This window comes from Streptomyces sp. CA-179760 (assembly GCF_050937045.1).
GTDB lineage: Bacteria > Actinomycetota > Actinomycetes > Streptomycetales > Streptomycetaceae > Streptomyces.
On the sequence record NZ_JBNJLZ010000001.1, the window covers coordinates 4,609,291 to 4,624,758 of the forward strand.

General features: G+C 68.9%; 16 protein-coding genes and 3 tRNA genes. 8 read left to right on the forward strand and 11 right to left on the reverse strand.

The annotated features are described in order from the left end of the window. Positions 1-53 precede the first annotated feature (53 nt). Together ACQEV8_RS20700 and ACQEV8_RS20705 are read left to right on the forward strand one after the other, a co-directional pair. Positions 54-128, forward strand: a tRNA-Asp gene (locus ACQEV8_RS20700). A gap of 354 nt (positions 129-482) precedes the next feature. Next, positions 483-692 (forward strand): DUF6274 family protein, encoded by a 210-nt coding sequence (locus ACQEV8_RS20705; protein WP_432962321.1) that lies wholly within the window; start codon positions 483-485, stop codon positions 690-692. A gap of 382 nt (positions 693-1,074) precedes the next feature. Here ACQEV8_RS20705 and bldC read toward each other — a convergent pair whose 3' ends face one another. Further along, positions 1,075-1,281 carry a developmental transcriptional regulator BldC gene (bldC, locus tag ACQEV8_RS20710; protein ID WP_003949541.1) on the reverse strand — a complete coding sequence of 69 codons (207 nt, stop codon included), beginning with the start codon at positions 1,279-1,281 and terminating at the stop codon, positions 1,075-1,077. A 596-nt stretch (positions 1,282-1,877) separates the two neighbouring features. Next, positions 1,878-2,723 (reverse strand): hypothetical protein, encoded by an 846-nt coding sequence (locus ACQEV8_RS20715; protein WP_432962323.1) that lies wholly within the window; start codon positions 2,721-2,723, stop codon positions 1,878-1,880. Positions 2,724-2,946: 223 nt separating this feature from the next. Between ACQEV8_RS20715 and ACQEV8_RS20720 the strand changes: the two genes are divergently transcribed. Together ACQEV8_RS20720 and ACQEV8_RS20725 are read left to right on the forward strand one after the other, a co-directional pair. Then, positions 2,947-4,050 (forward strand): Leu/Phe/Val dehydrogenase, encoded by a 1,104-nt coding sequence (locus ACQEV8_RS20720; RefSeq protein ID WP_432962325.1) that lies wholly within the window; start codon positions 2,947-2,949, stop codon positions 4,048-4,050. A 322-nt stretch (positions 4,051-4,372) separates the two neighbouring features. After that, positions 4,373-4,627, forward strand: coding sequence for a DUF3073 domain-containing protein (locus tag ACQEV8_RS20725; protein ID WP_432962327.1), 255 nt, complete (start codon positions 4,373-4,375; stop codon positions 4,625-4,627). Between the two features lie 93 nt (positions 4,628-4,720). Here ACQEV8_RS20725 and purM read toward each other — a convergent pair whose 3' ends face one another. From purM to ACQEV8_RS20755, 6 genes are all read right to left on the reverse strand, one after another. Next, on the reverse strand, positions 4,721-5,800 hold the full coding sequence (gene purM / locus ACQEV8_RS20730; protein WP_432962329.1) for a phosphoribosylformylglycinamidine cyclo-ligase: 1,080 nt from the start codon (positions 5,798-5,800) through the stop codon (positions 4,721-4,723). Between the two features lie 45 nt (positions 5,801-5,845). Beyond that, positions 5,846-7,375 carry an amidophosphoribosyltransferase gene (purF, locus tag ACQEV8_RS20735; RefSeq protein WP_432962331.1) on the reverse strand — a complete coding sequence of 510 codons (1,530 nt, stop codon included), beginning with the start codon at positions 7,373-7,375 and terminating at the stop codon, positions 5,846-5,848. A gap of 63 nt (positions 7,376-7,438) precedes the next feature. Continuing rightward, positions 7,439-8,215, reverse strand: coding sequence for an META domain-containing protein (locus ACQEV8_RS20740; protein ID WP_432962333.1), 777 nt, complete (start codon positions 8,213-8,215; stop codon positions 7,439-7,441). Positions 8,216-8,263: 48 nt separating this feature from the next. After that, positions 8,264-9,061 carry a sterol carrier family protein gene (locus ACQEV8_RS20745; protein ID WP_432962335.1) on the reverse strand — a complete coding sequence of 266 codons (798 nt, stop codon included), beginning with the start codon at positions 9,059-9,061 and terminating at the stop codon, positions 8,264-8,266. Between the two features lie 10 nt (positions 9,062-9,071). After that, a complete protein-coding gene (locus tag ACQEV8_RS20750) occupies positions 9,072-9,905 on the reverse strand; it encodes a M23 family metallopeptidase (protein WP_432962337.1) in 834 nt (277 codons plus the stop codon). Between the two features lie 49 nt (positions 9,906-9,954). After that, positions 9,955-10,455 carry an ArsR/SmtB family transcription factor gene (locus ACQEV8_RS20755; protein WP_432962339.1) on the reverse strand — a complete coding sequence of 167 codons (501 nt, stop codon included), beginning with the start codon at positions 10,453-10,455 and terminating at the stop codon, positions 9,955-9,957. A 146-nt stretch (positions 10,456-10,601) separates the two neighbouring features. Here ACQEV8_RS20755 and ACQEV8_RS20760 point away from each other — a divergent pair, with 146 nt between their 5' ends. Then, positions 10,602-11,180 carry a hypothetical protein gene (locus tag ACQEV8_RS20760; RefSeq protein ID WP_432962341.1) on the forward strand — a complete coding sequence of 193 codons (579 nt, stop codon included), beginning with the start codon at positions 10,602-10,604 and terminating at the stop codon, positions 11,178-11,180. A gap of 97 nt (positions 11,181-11,277) precedes the next feature. Here the strand turns inward: ACQEV8_RS20760 and purL are convergent, their stop codons facing one another. Genes purL through purS form a run of 3 tightly spaced genes read right to left on the reverse strand, consistent with a single transcriptional unit; the run spans position 11,278 to position 14,473 of the window. Beyond that, complete coding sequence (purL, locus tag ACQEV8_RS20765) at positions 11,278-13,536, reverse strand: phosphoribosylformylglycinamidine synthase subunit PurL (RefSeq protein WP_432962343.1); 2,259 nt, start codon at positions 13,534-13,536, stop codon at positions 11,278-11,280. Then, positions 13,533-14,213 carry a phosphoribosylformylglycinamidine synthase subunit PurQ gene (purQ, locus tag ACQEV8_RS20770; RefSeq protein ID WP_432962345.1) on the reverse strand — a complete coding sequence of 227 codons (681 nt, stop codon included), beginning with the start codon at positions 14,211-14,213 and terminating at the stop codon, positions 13,533-13,535. The genes purL and purQ overlap by 4 nt, the downstream gene beginning before the upstream one ends. After that, positions 14,210-14,473: a phosphoribosylformylglycinamidine synthase subunit PurS gene (gene purS, locus ACQEV8_RS20775; protein ID WP_010045045.1), complete on the reverse strand. Its 264-nt coding sequence runs from the start codon at positions 14,471-14,473 to the stop codon at positions 14,210-14,212. The genes purQ and purS overlap by 4 nt, the downstream gene beginning before the upstream one ends. Positions 14,474-14,740: 267 nt before the next feature. Between purS and ACQEV8_RS20780 the strand changes: the two genes are divergently transcribed. The 3 genes from ACQEV8_RS20780 to ACQEV8_RS20790 all read left to right on the forward strand — a co-directional run bounded on the left by ACQEV8_RS20780 (position 14,741) and on the right by ACQEV8_RS20790 (position 15,418). Continuing rightward, positions 14,741-15,058 carry a histone-like nucleoid-structuring protein Lsr2 gene (locus ACQEV8_RS20780; protein WP_215120453.1) on the forward strand — a complete coding sequence of 106 codons (318 nt, stop codon included), beginning with the start codon at positions 14,741-14,743 and terminating at the stop codon, positions 15,056-15,058. A gap of 134 nt (positions 15,059-15,192) precedes the next feature. After that, positions 15,193-15,264 (forward strand) — tRNA-Gly (locus ACQEV8_RS20785). A gap of 81 nt (positions 15,265-15,345) precedes the next feature. Continuing rightward, a tRNA-Gly gene (locus ACQEV8_RS20790) sits at positions 15,346-15,418 on the forward strand. Positions 15,419-15,468 lie beyond the last annotated feature (50 nt).

A 15,468-nucleotide genomic window follows, 5' to 3' on the forward strand; every position in this document is an offset into this window, starting at 1 on the left:
TCCTGTACAGTCTCTTCTCGCAGCGCAACGCACAAATAGCGCCGCGAAAACCTGGTCCTGTGGAGCAGTTTGGAGTGCTCGCCACCCTGTCAAGGTGGAGGCCGCGGGTTCAAATCCCGTCAGGACCGCAGTGAGGAAGGGCCCGCATCCCGCAGGGGACGCGGGCCCTTCGTCGTGCCCGGCAGCCACACCCCCTCGCCAGCCTGTCAAGGTGGAGGCCGCGCCCGCGGCGCAGCCGCAATCAGACGCAGTGAATCCCGTCAGGACCGCACTGAAGTGAGCAGGGCCCGCATCCCGCAGGGGACGCGGGCCCTTCCTCGTGTCCGCAGCGGAGAAGCCCGGATCTTCGGATCCGGGCTTCTTTGTGTGTCCTGACCTCCGAGGAGCCTCCAGAGCTCCCCCACGCCGTCTTGACGGCCCCTCATTCGCTCGGTTACCCAGAAACCAGGGCCGTTCCCCGTGCGGCCCTCTGGAGGTGGCGTATGGCGGCATCGGCTAGGCACGAGACGCGGGCCCTGCTCCGCGCGCACCTGTCGGCCGCGTCGTCGTACCGGCATCTCACGCGCCACTGTCCGGTCTGCCACCGCCTGCTGCGGCTGGTGATGGAGTCCGCTCCGGGCCGGCCTCAACACCCGTCCGAGCATGGGGTGCTGGAGCCGGAGGCTCCTCTACCGCACCGGCGGCAGAGCTAACAAGCCGCTCGGTATGTGACGGGTGTCACTGCATGAGTTTTGGAAAGTGCGGTATTTACACCCCACCTACAACAGGTCAATTTAATATGTGCAATTGCACCCCACCCCGGGGGTGCCGCACACAGGAGATCCGACACCCCTCCCCAGACTCCGACAAGGCCACTCACCGCAGCTCGGGCGGGCCGGTGGTCGGCGCACAAAAAAGATCGCGCTGGACCCGGCGGAGTCCAACGCGATCTACGACGCACCCTGTTACATGCCTGCGAAGCTCTGACTGGCTTGGGCGTGGGACCTGTTGGGGCAGGACCCGCGTCGCTTGGAGCTAGGGTTCCGGACGCCGCGGCCAGTGGGGGACCAGCCGGTTTGTCCGGTATTCAATTGTTCAGGCCTCGCTGCGCTGCTGCGGAATACCCGCGAGCAGTGCGCGGACCTCAGCCTCGCGGTAGCGCCGATGCCCGCCGAGCGTGCGGATCGACGTGAGCTTGCCGGCCTTCGCCCACCGCGTGACCGTCTTCGGGTCCACGCGGAACATGGTGGCGACCTCAGCCGGGGTCAGCAGCGGCTCGGCATCAGGGGTGCGAGCGGTCATGAGCGGCCTCCTCGGGAGAACCGAACCTTCTCGGTTCTTTCCTCTAAATTCTGCACCTTGACCCGCGTTGCCCGAAATGGCGGACGCGAGTCGAGTCGGTTATAGGACGAACGGCTTGTCCTCGGCACTACAACTACACCATCTGTCCAGCCGCGTCGGCCAAACCGATGGAATTGCCCCTCCAGGTGTTCATCAGCGACGGAAGCCGATGGACCATGCCATAGCGGACAGTCACGCCGCTGTGACGATCAGTCACAGCGGCGATCAGGAGTCACGAGACCCCCCAAAGCGTGCAATGCTGAGATTCCGCCCATAGTGCAGCACTACGGGACGGAAGGAGCCCCCCGGACTCCTTGTCCTATTTTGGCATGAGGAGGGGCAAGGGGCGCAAGAGCCACGTACGTGTAGTCCGTCACGCTTGGCCAACTTGGGAGGTACGCCCGGATCGGGCCCTACGTCCCTTGTTGACGAAGTTTCAGGAAACGCACAGTCCGCTTCAGGAACTCGGTGCGAGGACAAAACCTCAAATCGGGCGGTTCGTCAAACGTCAGTTCGTGACCGACCACGAGCCGTCCGTAGGGTCTCAAGGTCAGAGGTCAGTTGGCCGACCGCAGATCACGTACGGAACGCCACCGCTCCACCAGCCGTGCGTACGCCGCCCCCGCGGCCGTCCCGTCGCCCCGGCGCAGCGCGGCGATCCCCTCGGCCACGTCCGCCGCCGAGTGATCGTCCTCCAGCGTCCCGGCCGGCACCGCGTGCACCAGACCGCCGTAGTCCAGCTCCACGAGCGAGCGCGGGTGGAACTCCTCCAGCCAGCGTCCGACGTCCACCAGGCCGTCGATCAGCGGCCCCTCGTCCATGGCCTCCTTCAGGGCCCGCAGGCCCCTCGCCACGCGCCGCCGGGCCTGGACCATCGGCGTGCGATAGCGCAGCACGGGCGGGCTGTCGACCGAGTCGCCCTTGTCGTACTCGCGCTCCTCGTCGGAGACCAGCACGAACCAGTTGATCGGCACCTGCCAGGTCGCCGTACGGATCCACGGCCGGGCGTCCGGGTTGATCGCCAGCCAGCGCTCGTAGTCCTGGGCGGCCTGGTCCCGCAGGAAGGGCGGCAGGACCGCGTCCAGGACGGGCGGCGGGAGCTCCTCGGAGAGCTCGTCCAGGGCCTGCCAGCCACGCAGTCTGGTGCGCCAGGGGCAGACGCAGACAACACCCTCGACATCGAGCACGAAGGCGTCCTCGCTCTCGTGCACCGGCACCGGGACCGGCGGGGTGGGCGCCAAGTCGGCCAGGGCGCGACGCAGTTCGTCCTGGTACGAGGGACGGTCCGTACGACGCGCGTAGCGGGCCCAGTGGCCGCGCTCCGGTTCGGGGAAGGCGGCCAGCGGTTCGTACACGCGCAGGTAGGTCGCGTAGGGGACGATCACCGAGGACACCTTGGGCACGCCTGCTCCCTCCCCCGCGCTCCGTCGCGAAAACCTGCGGAACCCACACACAAACGCACGGGAAGACTATGGAAATCGTCGCACGGGTGTACTCCGCACGGAGGGGATCCTGTGCGCGGTGCCTCCGACGGGCGCACCAGGCCCTAATCTCATGCTCAGCGGTTCCCGCCACCCATACGGGAGCCCAGCCCCACCCGCCGCAACTTACTCAGGAGTCACCACAGTGACCGACGTAGCCGGCGCGCCTGCTGATGTACTGCACACCCTGTTCCACTCGGACCAGGGAGGTCATGAGCAAGTCGTGCTCTGCCAGGACCGCGCGAGCGGCCTCAAGGCCGTCATCGCCCTCCACTCCACCGCCCTGGGCCCCGCGCTCGGCGGTACGCGCTTCTACCCGTACGCCGGCGAGGCGGAGGCCGTCGCCGACGCGCTGAACCTCGCGCGCGGGATGTCGTACAAGAACGCCATGGCCGGACTCGACCACGGCGGCGGCAAGGCCGTGATCATCGGCGATCCGGAGCGGATCAAGAGCGAGGAGCTGCTCCTCGCCTACGGCCGCTTCGTGGCCTCCCTCGGCGGCCGCTACGTCACCGCCTGCGACGTCGGTACGTATGTCGCCGACATGGACGTCGTGGCCCGCGAGTGCCGCTGGACGACCGGCCGCTCCCCCGAGAACGGCGGCGCCGGGGACTCCTCCGTCCTCACCGCCTACGGCGTCTACCAGGGCATGCGCGCCTCCGCCCAGCACCTGTGGGGCGACCCCACACTGCGCGCCAGGCGGATCGGCATCGCCGGCGTCGGCAAGGTCGGCCACCACCTGGTGGAGCACCTGGTGAAGGAAGGCGCCGAGGTCTTCGTCACGGACGTACGCGAGGACGCCGTACGCCGGATCACCGAGCGGCACCGGGACGTGACCGCCGTCAAGAACACCGACGAGCTGATCCGGCTCGACGGACTGGGCATCTACGCCCCCTGCGCGCTGGGCGGCGCCCTGGACGACGACACGGTGCCCGTACTGACCGCCGAGGTGGTCTGCGGCGCCGCCAACAACCAGCTCGCCCACCCGGGTGTGGAGAAGGACCTCGCCGACCGCGGGATCCTCTACGCGCCGGACTACGTGGTGAACGCCGGCGGTGTCATCCAGGTCGCCGACGAGCTGCACGGCTTCGACTTCGAGCGGTGCAAGGCGAAGGCGTCGAAGATCTACGACACGACGCTGGCCATATTCGCACGTGCGAAGGAGGACGGCATTCCGCCGGCCGCCGCGGCCGACCGGATCGCCGAGCAGCGGATGCACGACGCGGCCATGGCCCGCCGGGCGCGCTGAACCGGGGGCGGGCACGGGACCGACCCGGAGCGGTCTCGTACGTTTGGCCGGTACCCGTCGGTGGGCAGTTAGAGAGAACTCTCACTTCTACCGGCGGGTCGACCGCCGATAAGTGGTTAAAATCGCGGTTGACCAGCGAGGACGGGGCGCCTCGAGGGTCCTGGGCGCGGGCACGTCATGCGGGCGACGTACCGTATGGGCGCGGGCTCAGGTACCGTGGAAGCCCTACGGACACGGTCTCTCTGCGGAGAGTCCGTTCCGGACCATGAACGCGTGTCAAGACTCTGGGGCCGTCGAGCCCCGTCGTTGAGGGGGTCGAGCCATGGGGCGCGGCCGGGCCAAGGCCAAGCAGACGAAGGTCGCCCGCCAGCTGAAGTACAACAGCGGTGGGACTGACCTCTCACGCCTGGCCGAGGAGCTGGGTGCATCGCCTTCGAATCCGCAGCCGCCTAACGGCGAGCCGGTGGTCGAAGACGATGATCAGGATGAGGACCTGTACGCACGGTACGCCGACCTCTATGAGGACGACGACGAAGATGAGGACACCCAGTCCTCACAACACCGTCGCGGCGCTTGACCCTGCACTGAAGCACTCACCCGGTCGGTGACTCCGGTCACCGACCGGGTTCTGTGCTGCCCGCAGGGCCCGCGGGGTGATGACCCCCGTGCCTCAGCTCGCGTAGTCACCGATCAGGGCGGCACCGGTGGTGTGCTCGCCCCGGTCCGTGATCTCTCCTGCCACCCAGGCGTCCACACCGCGGTCGGCCAGGGTCGTCAGGGCCACGTCCGTGGACTCCTGCGGCACGATCGCGATCATGCCCACGCCCATGTTCAGGGTCTTCTCCAGCTCCAGGCGCTCGACCTGACCCGTCCGTCCGACGAGGTCGAAGATCGGCGCCGGGGTCCAGGTGGAGCGGTCGACGATCGCGTGCAGCCCGTCCGGGATCACCCGGGCGAGGTTGGCCGCGAGTCCGCCGCCGGTGATGTGGCTGAAGGCGTGCACCTCCGTGGTGCGCATCAGGGCCAGGCAGTCCAGCGAGTAGATCTTCGTCGGCTCCAGCAGTTCCTCGCCGAGGGTGCGGCCGAGCTCGTCGATGTGGGTTTCCAGCGCGAGGCCCGCCTGGTTCAGCAGGACATGCCGGACGAGGGAGTACCCGTTCGAGTGAAGACCGGAGGCCGCCATGGCGATCACCGCGTCACCCGTACGGATACGATCCGCGCCCAGCAGCCGGTCGGCCTCCACGACACCCGTACCGGCGCCTGCGACGTCGAAGTCGTCCTCGCCCAGCAGGCCCGGGTGCTCGGCGGTCTCGCCGCCGACCAGGGCGCAGCCGGCCAGCACGCAGCCCTCGGCGATGCCCTTGACGATGGCGGCGACACGCTCGGGGTGGACCTTGCCGACGCAGATGTAGTCGGTCATGAAGAGCGGCTCGGCGCCGCAGACCACGATGTCGTCCATGACCATGGCGACCAGGTCGTGGCCGATCGTGTCGTAGATGCCGAGCCGGCGGGCGATCTCGACCTTGGTGCCGACGCCGTCCGTGGCGGAGGCGAGCAAGGGACGCTCGTAGTTCTTCAGGGCGGAGGCGTCGAAGAGGCCGGCGAAGCCGCCGAGGCCGCCGAGGACCTCGGGGCGCTGGGCCTTCTTCACCCACTCCTTCATGAGTTCGACGGCGCGGTCGCCCGCTTCGATGTCGACGCCCGCGGCTGCGTAGCTGGCGCCGCCCTCGGCGATGGGTGTCTCAGACATGGCTGATGAGAACCTTCGTGTCGTACGGCAGGTGTGACGGGCCGGCTACGGGCGGCGGATCGCGTCGGCGGCGGCCGTGGCGGCCGGTCCGGCGGCCAGCTCGGTCTCCAGGAGCTGCTTGCCGAGCAGCTCGGGGTCCGGGAGCTCCATCGGGTATTCGCCGTCGAAGCAGGCGCGGCACAGGTTCGGCTTGGCGATGGTGGTCGCCTCGATCATGCCGTCGATGGAGATGTACGCCAGGGAGTCGGCGCCCATCGAGGTGCCGATCTCGTCGACGGTCATGCCGTTGGCGATGAGCTCGGCGCGGGTGGCGAAGTCGATGCCGAAGAAGCAGGGCCACTTCACGGGCGGCGAGGAGATCCGGATGTGGACCTCGGCGGCGCCCGCCTCGCGGAGCATGCGGACCAGGGCCCGCTGTGTGTTGCCGCGCACGATCGAGTCGTCGACGACGACCAGGCGCTTGCCCTTGATGACTTCCTTGAGGGGATTCAGCTTCAGACGGATGCCGAGTTGGCGGATGGTCTGTGAGGGCTGGATGAAGGTGCGGCCGACGTAGGCGTTCTTCACCAGGCCCGAGCCGAAGGGGATGCCGGACGCCTCCGCGTAGCCGATGGCGGCGGGGGTGCCGGACTCCGGGGTCGCTATGACGAGGTCGGCCTCGGCCGGGGCTTCCTTGGCCAGCTTGCGGCCCATCTCCACGCGGGAGAGGTAGACGTTCCGGCCGGCGATGTCGGTGTCCGGGCGGGCCAGGTACACGTACTCGAAGACGCAGCCCTTGGGCTTCGCTTCCGCGAATCGGGAGGAGCGCAGGCCGTTCTCGTCGATGGCGACGAACTCGCCCGGCTCGATCTCGCGGACGTACGAGGCGCCGCAGATGTCGAGGGCCGCGGACTCGGAGGCCACGACCCAGCCCCGCTCCAGGCGGCCGAGGACCAGGGGGCGGATGCCCTGCGGGTCGCGGGCCGCGTACAGGGTGTGCTCGTCCATGTAGACGAGGGAGAAGGCGCCCTTGACCTGCGGGAGGACGCGGTGGGCGGCCTCCTCGACGTTCAGCGGCTTGCCGTCCTCGTCGACCTGGGCCGCGAGGAGCGCGGTGAGCAGGTCGGTGTCGTTGGTCGCCGCGACGCGCGGGGTGCGGCCGCCCTCCTGCTTGGGCAGGTCGGCGACCATCTCGGCGAGCTGGGCGGTGTTGACCAGGTTGCCGTTGTGGCCGAGCGCGATGGAGCCGTGCCCGGTGGCACGGAACGTCGGCTGGGCGTTCTCCCACACGGAGGCACCGGTGGTCGAGTAGCGGGCGTGTCCGACCGCGATGTGTCCCTGGAGCGAGCCGAGGGAGGTTTCGTCGAAGACCTGGGAGACCAGACCCATGTCCTTGAAGACAAGGATCTGAGAGCCGTTGCTGACCGCGATTCCCGCGGATTCCTGGCCTCGATGCTGGAGGGCGTAGAGCCCGAAGTACGTGAGCTTGGCGACCTCTTCGCCCGGAGCCCAGACACCGAAGACGCCACAAGCGTCCTGGGGGCCCTTCTCACCGGGGAGCAGGTCGTGGTTGAGTCGTCCGTCACCACGTGGCACGCCACCGAGTGTAGGCGAGGTCGACCACTGGTCCGAATTGGGGATTCCGGACTTTTTGGTGGATCACTGTTCGGCGACGGCTCGCACGCTCGTACCGTTCTCGCTGGTCAGCGTAAGAGTCTGGTGATCGACTTCGTACTTCAGCTCCCCGTCGAAAAGTCGCAGCAGGGTCTTCTCGCCGTTCATGAGTGAGTCTTCGCACATCATTCGGGTCGTGGCCGGAGGGCCCAGGGTGATACGGCCGTCGCGCACGGTGGCCTTGGCGTTCACCTTGTTGCAGCCGAGGCTTCCGGAGACGGTGCCCTTCTTCTCGTCGAAGGTGAGGTGGGCGCGGCCGTCGGCCTCCGGGGTGGTGACGGTCCACTTGGTGCCGCTCAGCTCGGCGTCCTTCGCCTTGGTGAGACGGACGGTGTCGCCCTTGTCGGTGGTGAGGATGAGGCGGTCGCCGTCCACCTTCGCCTTGAACTCCTGGTCGGAGAGGGCGCGGGAGAGGGTCTTCTCGAAGGCCATGGGCTTGTTCTCGCAGGCCATCTCCGTGGCCATGGTCTTGCTGAGCCGGACGCGGTCGCCGTCGACGGTGGCGTCGGCGCCGAAGTTGTTGCAGCCGAAGCTGTCCTCGGCCCGGCCCTTGTCGATGGTCATGTGGGCGCCGGTGGGTGCCTTCTGGGTGGTGCCGTCGGCGGTGACGCTGTCCACGCTCCACCGCATGCCGGTCACCGCCGGCTTGTCGGCACCGACCGAACCGCTGCCGCTGTCCGCCTTCTCGCTGCCGCAGGCCGCCATGAGCGGGACGAGCATGGCGGCGGCCGTCAGGGTCATGCGCTGCTTCTGCTTGTCCATGCCACTTCGACGGGGCAACCGGGGGATCGGTTCCCCTGCCTCGTTCCCTTACCTCATCAAGGGCAGGTACGGGTCCAGGTCGGCCCGCTCGCCGCTCGCGCTGACGTGGGCGTCCTGGAGCGCCTGCTTCCAGGTCAGCCGCCCGGTCGCCAGCCGGATCCAGGTGAGCGGGTCCGTCTCGACGACGTTGGGCGGGGTGCCCCGGGTGTGCCTGGGGCCCTCCACGCACTGCACGACCGCGTACGGCGGCACCCGCACCTCCGTCGAGCCGCCGGGCGCCTTCGCCGCGAGCGCGTCGGCGAGCAGCCGGGTACAGGCGGCCAGGGCCTGGCGGTCGTAGGGGATGCCCAGGCCGGGGACGGCGGTGTTGAGGTCGTCGGTGTGGACGACGAGTTCGACGCTGCGCGTGACGACGTAGTCGGCCAGGGGCAGGGCGCCCGCGCTGGTGGGGAGGAGCCGGCCGGCGGGGTGTGCGTCGAGGTTCGCGGTGAAGCGGTGCTCGGCGTCGGCGAGATGGGCGTCGAGGTCCGGGTGCTCCTCGGCCAGGCGGCGGGCGGTGGCGGCGATGGCGGGGGCGTCGTCGGCTATGGCGAACGGCCAGTCGAGCAGCCGGCCGTCCTGCCGCGCGGGTTCGGGCTCCGCGAGCAGCCGTCCCACGGCGTCCAGGGCCATGGCGCAGTGCGCGGCCAGGTCGCGCACGGTCCAGTCGCCGAGGCGCGTGGGCAGGTCCAGCCGGTCCGGGCCGAGGGTGCCCACGGCCCGGCGTATGTTCCCGAACTGGGCGAGCACGCCGGCCCGGGTCTTGGCGGGGTCGTAGGCGCGGGGGCGCTTCTTGGCCGGGGGCATGGGGGTCAGCCTAGGCGGGGGCTGTGACAGCCGGGGGTGCCTCGAAGGTCTGCCCGTTGGCGGGCACCCCGATGCCGGTCCAGGTGAAGGGGACGCCCCGGGCAGCGTCCGGGTCGGTGCCGTCCATGAGCTGGAAGTGGAGGTGCGGCTCGGAGGAGTTGCCGGAGTTGCCGCAGCGGGCGAGCAGCTGTCCGGCCCGGACGCGGTCGCCCTCGCGGACGGTGAGGGAGCCGCGCTGGAGGTGGGCGTAGGCGGCGTAGGTGCCGTTGCCGAGGTCCAGGACGAGGTGGTTGCCGAGGATGCGGCGGACTCCGGACATCTCTCGTACCGAGCCTTCGACGAGCATCAGGTAGAGCAGGCCTGGCAGTGAGTTGCGGCTGAGGTGGTCGCGCTGCCCGTCGGTGGCCCGTACGACCGTGGCGTCGGCGACGGCGAGGATCTCGGCACCGAAGGCCGGGAAGTCCTCGGGGCGGCGGGCGAGCGGCCACAGCGGGCGGAAGGCGGGGCGGGAGCCCGGCTCGGGCTCGGCGAGGATGTCGATGGCGTACGTCTGTCCGTGGGCGTGGACGCCGTGGCTCGGGGTGCGGTCGGCCGGGCTGTTCAGCGCGGACCAGCGGCCGGTCACGGGCGGGGCGACTTCGAGGGGTTCCCTGGCCCGGCGCGGGCTGTCCGGGGCGCCGCCCCACCGGTTGGCGACGGTGACGACGGCGTACGCGAGGAACAGCAGCAGGCAGTTCCACAGGATGGGGTAGTCCCAGCCGAAGCAGATATGGGCGATCACCAGGCCGATGAAGGCCAGCTGAAGGCCTTGGAAGGCCACCGTGCCGAGCTTGTGTGCGGACATCTTGTCCCCCGTTTCCTCTTCCTCGCTTCTACGGCCTGGTTCCTCGCTTCTACGGCCTGGCCGTCGCCACCGCCACCAGCAGCGGTACGACGCGCTGGGCCGGAACCTCGTAGCGGCCCCGGCCGGTCGTGTGCAGCCAGCCGGTGCCGGTGAGCTGGCGCAGGTGGTGGTAGACCTGGCCGGTCGTGCCGACCTCGTCCAGCTCGGCGAGTTCGGCCGCGGTGCGCCGGCCACCGAGGACCTCGCGGAGCAGCCGGAGCCGGACCGGGTGACCGAGCGCCGCGAACGACTCGGCGGCCGCCGTCCAGTCCTCCTCCAGCAGCCCTTCCGTCAGGGCTCCCATCTGCCACGTGTACGGCTCGCCCGTCGGCAGGCGCACGGAACCCGTGTAGAGGATGCCGCCGTCGGGGGCCCCCAGCTCGGCCAGCTGCTCCTTCAGCCCGTTCAGGGCCCAGAAGTCGCTCTCGTCGAGGCGGGGTCCGGCGCGGTGGGCGCCTTCCAGGGCCGCAAGACGGCGCTCCAGGTCGGCTACGCGTGCTTCGAGTTCCACTCCGTCGACATTACGGAATTACGTAATCTCATGCAACCGGCCCGGGGCTGATCGTCGCTCGTGCGCGATGATGTGGTGTCACATCGCCGGAGCCGGGAGACAGCGTGTCGCAGCACAGTGGATTAGAGGTGACTCCCAAGCCGCACATGGGACACAGGGCCGGGATCCTGACCCGCGCGCTGATGGCGGTGATCACTCGGCGCCCCCTCGGCACACCGCCGGGCACGACGGCGATCCGGCACTCCTCCGAAGTCCGCTCCCTGGTCATGGTCCTGACCCTGACGGAGATCCCGCTGGCGTTCCTCGTCTCCGAGATCCTTCCGCCGGCCGGCCGGATCCCGCACGCGCTCCTGGAGCTCGCGCTGATCCTCACCGGCTTCGGCGTCCTGGCCGCCATGGCCCGCGATCCGCACACCGTCTCGGCCGACCGGGTCGCGCTGCGCACCGGGTTCATGGGCGGCCTGGAGCTGCCGCGTCCGATGGTGCGGTCGGCGAACCAGTCCATGCGGACGATCGAGGGACGGGGCCTGCGCCGTGTCCCGAACGAGGCCTCGGCCGTGGCGTGCTCGATCGGCGGCTCGGTCAACATGCGGGTCCTCCTGGAGGAGCCCGTGCCGGTCGAGCTGGGCGACGGGCAGAGCCTCGACGTCGACACGGTCTACATCTCGGCGGACTCGCCCGAGGCGATCATCCGGGCCCTGAGGAACAGCGCGGTGCACCAGTGACGGCGCGAGCGAACCGGCATGCCGGCCTGCTGCCCTGAAAGACACCTGTGCCCCGTCGAGTGGGACCTCGACGGGGCACAGGCACGACTGCCTCGGCTCAGGCCAGCAGCGCCGGGATCGTCGCCTCGTGCGTCTCGCGCAGCTCGGACAGAGGGAGAGCGAACTCGCCCTGGACGTCCACCGAGTCGCCGTCGACGACACCGATACGGGTGACCGGGAGGCCTCGCGCACCGCACATGTCGTTGAAACGGAGCTCCTCGGAGCGCGGCACGGCCACGACCGCGCGGCCCGCCGACTCGGAGAAGAGGAAGGTGAACGCGTCCAGCCCGTCCGGGACGATCAGGCGGGCGCCCTTGCCGCCCAGCAGCGCCGACTCGACGACCGCCTGGATCAGACCGCCGTCGGACAGGTCGTGCGCGGAGTCGATCATGCCGTCGCGGGAAGCGGCGACCAGGATCTCGGCGAGCAGCCGCTCGCGCTCCAGATCGACCTTGGGCGGCAGCCCGCCGAGGTGGTCGTGCACGACCTGGGACCAGGCCGAGCCGCCGAACTCCTCACGCGTGTCGCCGAGGAGGTAGAGCAGCTGCCCCTCCTCCTGGAAGGCGACCGGCGTGCGGCGGGCCACGTCGTCGATCACGCCGAGGACCGCGACCACCGGGGTCGGGTGGATGGCGGCCTCTCCCGTCTGGTTGTAGAGGGAGACGTTGCCGCCGGTCACCGGGGTGCCCAGCTGCTGACAGGCGTCCGCCAGACCGCGCACGGCCTCCGCGAACTGCCACATCACCGCCGGGTCCTCGGGCGAGCCGAAGTTCAGGCAGTCGGAGACGGCGAGCGGCTTCGCACCGGTCGTGGCGACGTTGCGGTACGCCTCAGCCAGCGCCAGCTGGGCGCCGTGGTACGGGTCCAGCTTCGTGTACCGGCCGTTGCCGTCGGTCGCGAGGGCCACGCCGAGGCCGGACTCCTCGTCGATCCGGATCATGCCGGAGTCCTCGGGCTGGGCGAGAACCGTGTTGCCCTGCACGAAGTGGTCGTACTGCGAGGTGATCCAGGACTTGGAGGCCTGGTTCGGGGAGCCGACCAGCTTCAGGACCTGGTCCTTCAGCTCCTCGGAGGTCGCCGGCCGGGGCAGCTTGTTCGCGTCGTCCGCCTGGAGCGTGTCCTGCCAGGAAGGGCGGGCGTACGGGCGCTCGTAGACCGGGCCCTCGTGGGCGACCGTGCGCGGGTCGACGTCGACGATCTTGCCGCCGTGCCAGTAGATCTCCAGGCGGTCGCCGTCGGTCACCTCACCGATGACGGTGGCGATGACGTCCCACTTCTCGCAGATCTCCAGGAAGCGGTCGACCTTCTCCGGCTCGACGACCGCGCACATGCGCTCCTGCGACTCGCTCATGAGGATTTCCTCGGGCGAGAGCGTGGAGTCGCGCAGGGGGACGTCGTCCAGGGTGACGCGCATACCGCCCGAGCCGTTCGACGCCAGCTCGCTTGTCGCGCAGGACAGGCCCGCCGCGCCGAGGTCCTGGATGCCGACGACCAGCTTCTCGGCGAAGGCCTCCAGCGTGCACTCGATGAGGAGCTTCTCCTGGAAGGGGTCGCCGACCTGGACGGCCGGGCGCTTCGACGGCTTGGCGTCGTCGAAGGTCTCGGAGGCCAGGATCGAGGCGCCGCCGATGCCGTCACCGCCGGTCCGGGCCCCGTAGAGGATGACCTTGTTGCCGGCGCCGGAGGCCTTCGCGAGGTGGATGTCCTCGTGCCGCATCACACCGATGGCACCGGCGTTGACCAGCGGGTTGCCCTGGTAGCAGGAGTCGAAGACGACCTCGCCGCCGATGTTGGGCAGCCCCAGGCAGTTGCCGTAGCCACCGATGCCGGCGACGACACCCGGCAGCACACGCTTGGTGTCGGGGTGGTCGGCCGCACCGAAGCGGAGCGGGTCGACGACGGCGACGGGCCGCGCACCCATGGCGATGATGTCGCGGACGATGCCGCCGACACCCGTGGCCGCGCCCTGGTAGGGCTCCACGTACGACGGGTGGTTGTGCGACTCGACCTTGAAGGTGACCGCGTAGCCCTGGCCGACGTCCACGACACCGGCGTTCTCACCGATGCCGACGAGCAGCGCGTCGCTCTGCGGGGCCTTCTCGCCGAACTGGCGCAGGTGCACCTTCGAGGACTTGTACGAGCAGTGCTCGGACCACATGACCGAGTACATGGCGAGCTCGGCACCGGTGGGCCGGCGGCCAAGGATCTCCACGACCCGTTCGTACTCGTCCTTCTTCAGGCCCAGTTCGGCCCAGGGCAGCTCGACGTCGGGGGTCTCGGCCGCGTGCTCGACCGTGTCCAGAGGCGTCCGGCTCATGCGTTGACCAGCTTCTTGAGGATCGAGGTGAAGAACGGCAGGCCGTCGGTACGACCCGTACCGATCAGCGGCTCGACGGCGTGCTCGGGGTGCGGCATGAGGCCGACCACGTTTCCGGCCTCGTTGGTGACGCCGGCGATGTCCCGCTGGGAGCCGTTGGGGTTGAAGTCGAGGTAGCGGAACGCGACGCGGCCCTCGGCCTCCAGCTGGTCGAGCGTGTACGCGTCGGCGACGTACTGCCCGTCGTTGTTCTTCAGCGGGATGTGGATCTCCTGGCCGGCCGTGTAGTCGGTGGTCCAGGAGGTCTCGGCGTTCTCCACGCGCAGCTTCTGGTCACGGCAGATGAAGTGCAGGTGGTCGTTGCGCAGCATCGTGCCCGGCAGCAGATGGGCCTCGGTGAGGATCTGGAAGCCGTTGCAGATGCCGAGCACCGGCAGACCGGCCTTCGCCTGCTCCAGCAGGGGCTCCATCACCGGCGAGAAACGGGCGATGGACCCGGCGCGCAGATAATCGCCGTAGGAGAAACCACCGCACAACACCACGGCGTCGACCTGCTTGAGGTCCTTGTCCTTGTGCCAGAGGGCGACCGGCTCGGCGCCCGCGACCCGGATCGCGCGCTGCGTGTCCCGGTCGTCCAGACTGCCGGGAAAAGTGACCACGCCAATACGAGCGGTCACTTCACGGCCTCCGCGACTTCCTCGACCCGGACAGTGAAGTCCTCGATCACGGTGTTCGCGAGGAAGGACTCCGCAAGATCGTGAATGCGGGCGAGGGCGGCCTCGTCGACCGGCCCGTCAACTTCCAGTTCGAAACGCTTTCCCTGGCGGACGTCCGAGATCCCCTCGAAACCCAGCCGCGGCAGTGCGCGCTGCACCGCCTGGCCCTGGGGGTCGAGGATCTCCGGCTTGAGCATGACGTCGACTACGACGCGTGCCACTGGCACTCCCGGTGTGTGGTGCTGAGCAGGTCCCTTCAGACTACCCGCACAAAATTTCTACGCGCGTCGACTTGTAGGAAACTACGTGACGGTCATCACGATCCCGCATCGTCGGGTCCACACACGAAAATTTCCAGGAAAGATTCCGGGTCGTCACCCAAAACCTATTGCGTTCAGACACGCGGAAGGATTTAGTCGAACTTCACAATGCATTGCACGGCACTGTACAAATGAATTGGCAAGTGCCGCAGGAAGGGACCGATATTCGTGGCGCAGAAGGTCGTGGTCACTCTCTTTGACGACATCGACGGCTCGGAAGCGGCGGAAACGATCGCTTTCGGACTGGACGGCAAGTCGTACGAGATCGACCTGAACGAAGGCAATGCCGACGAACTGCGTAAGGCGCTCGCGCCTTACGTGGAGGCCGGCCGCAAGCGGTCCCGCTCGGGCAAGGCGTACCGACAGACGGAGGTCGCCCCCGACCCCTCAGCCGTGCGGGCCTGGGCCCAGGCCAACAAGATGGACGTCCCGGCGCGCGGGCGCATCCCGAAGAAGGTCTACGAGGCGTTCACGGCCGCGCAGTGACCGCCCGGTGAGCCCGGGCCGACAGCCGGCCATCCGCCCCTCGCGCCAACCGACTTGCGCAGCCCCCCGGCTGATCAGTTAGAGTCTGGAGCACGCCGAGGGGCAAGGCCGAAAGGCCCAGCTCACGGAAACATGCGGGTGTAGTTCAGTAGTAGAACATCCCCCTTCCAGGGGGAAGGCGCAGTGTGCGATTCCTGTCACCCGCTCTGCATCACCGTACCGACCACTCCTGTGGATCAGGTAGGCTGGTGCCCGCACCGATCAGTGAGAGCTGATCGGGGGCAATTGCGGACGTAGCTCAGCTGGTAGAGCGCAACCTTGCCAAGGTTGAGGTCGCGAGTTCGAACCTCGTCGTCCGCTCGGGAATGAGACCCCGGTCCTGATGGACCGGGGTCTTTTCGTGTTCATCG

Excerpts from the sequence above, each read along its gene's own strand:
- purL (WP_432962343.1), bottom strand. The coding sequence starts at position 13,536 with ATGAGCCGGACGCCTCTGGACACGGTCGAGCACGCGGCCGAGACCCCC.
- ACQEV8_RS20705 (WP_432962321.1), top strand. The coding sequence starts at position 483 with ATGGCGGCATCGGCTAGGCACGAGACGCGGGCCCTGCTCCGCGCGCAC.
- ACQEV8_RS20760 (WP_432962341.1), top strand. The coding sequence starts at position 10,602 with ATGGGACACAGGGCCGGGATCCTGACCCGCGCGCTGATGGCGGTGATC.
- ACQEV8_RS20750 (WP_432962337.1), bottom strand. The coding sequence starts at position 9,905 with ATGTCCGCACACAAGCTCGGCACGGTGGCCTTCCAAGGCCTTCAGCTG.
- ACQEV8_RS20745 (WP_432962335.1), bottom strand. The coding sequence starts at position 9,061 with ATGCCCCCGGCCAAGAAGCGCCCCCGCGCCTACGACCCCGCCAAGACC.
- bldC (WP_003949541.1), bottom strand. The coding sequence starts at position 1,281 with ATGACCGCTCGCACCCCTGATGCCGAGCCGCTGCTGACCCCGGCTGAG.
- ACQEV8_RS20725 (WP_432962327.1), top strand. The coding sequence starts at position 4,373 with ATGGGGCGCGGCCGGGCCAAGGCCAAGCAGACGAAGGTCGCCCGCCAG.
- purM (WP_432962329.1), bottom strand. The coding sequence starts at position 5,800 with ATGTCTGAGACACCCATCGCCGAGGGCGGCGCCAGCTACGCAGCCGCG.
- ACQEV8_RS20740 (WP_432962333.1), bottom strand. The coding sequence starts at position 8,215 with ATGGACAAGCAGAAGCAGCGCATGACCCTGACGGCCGCCGCCATGCTC.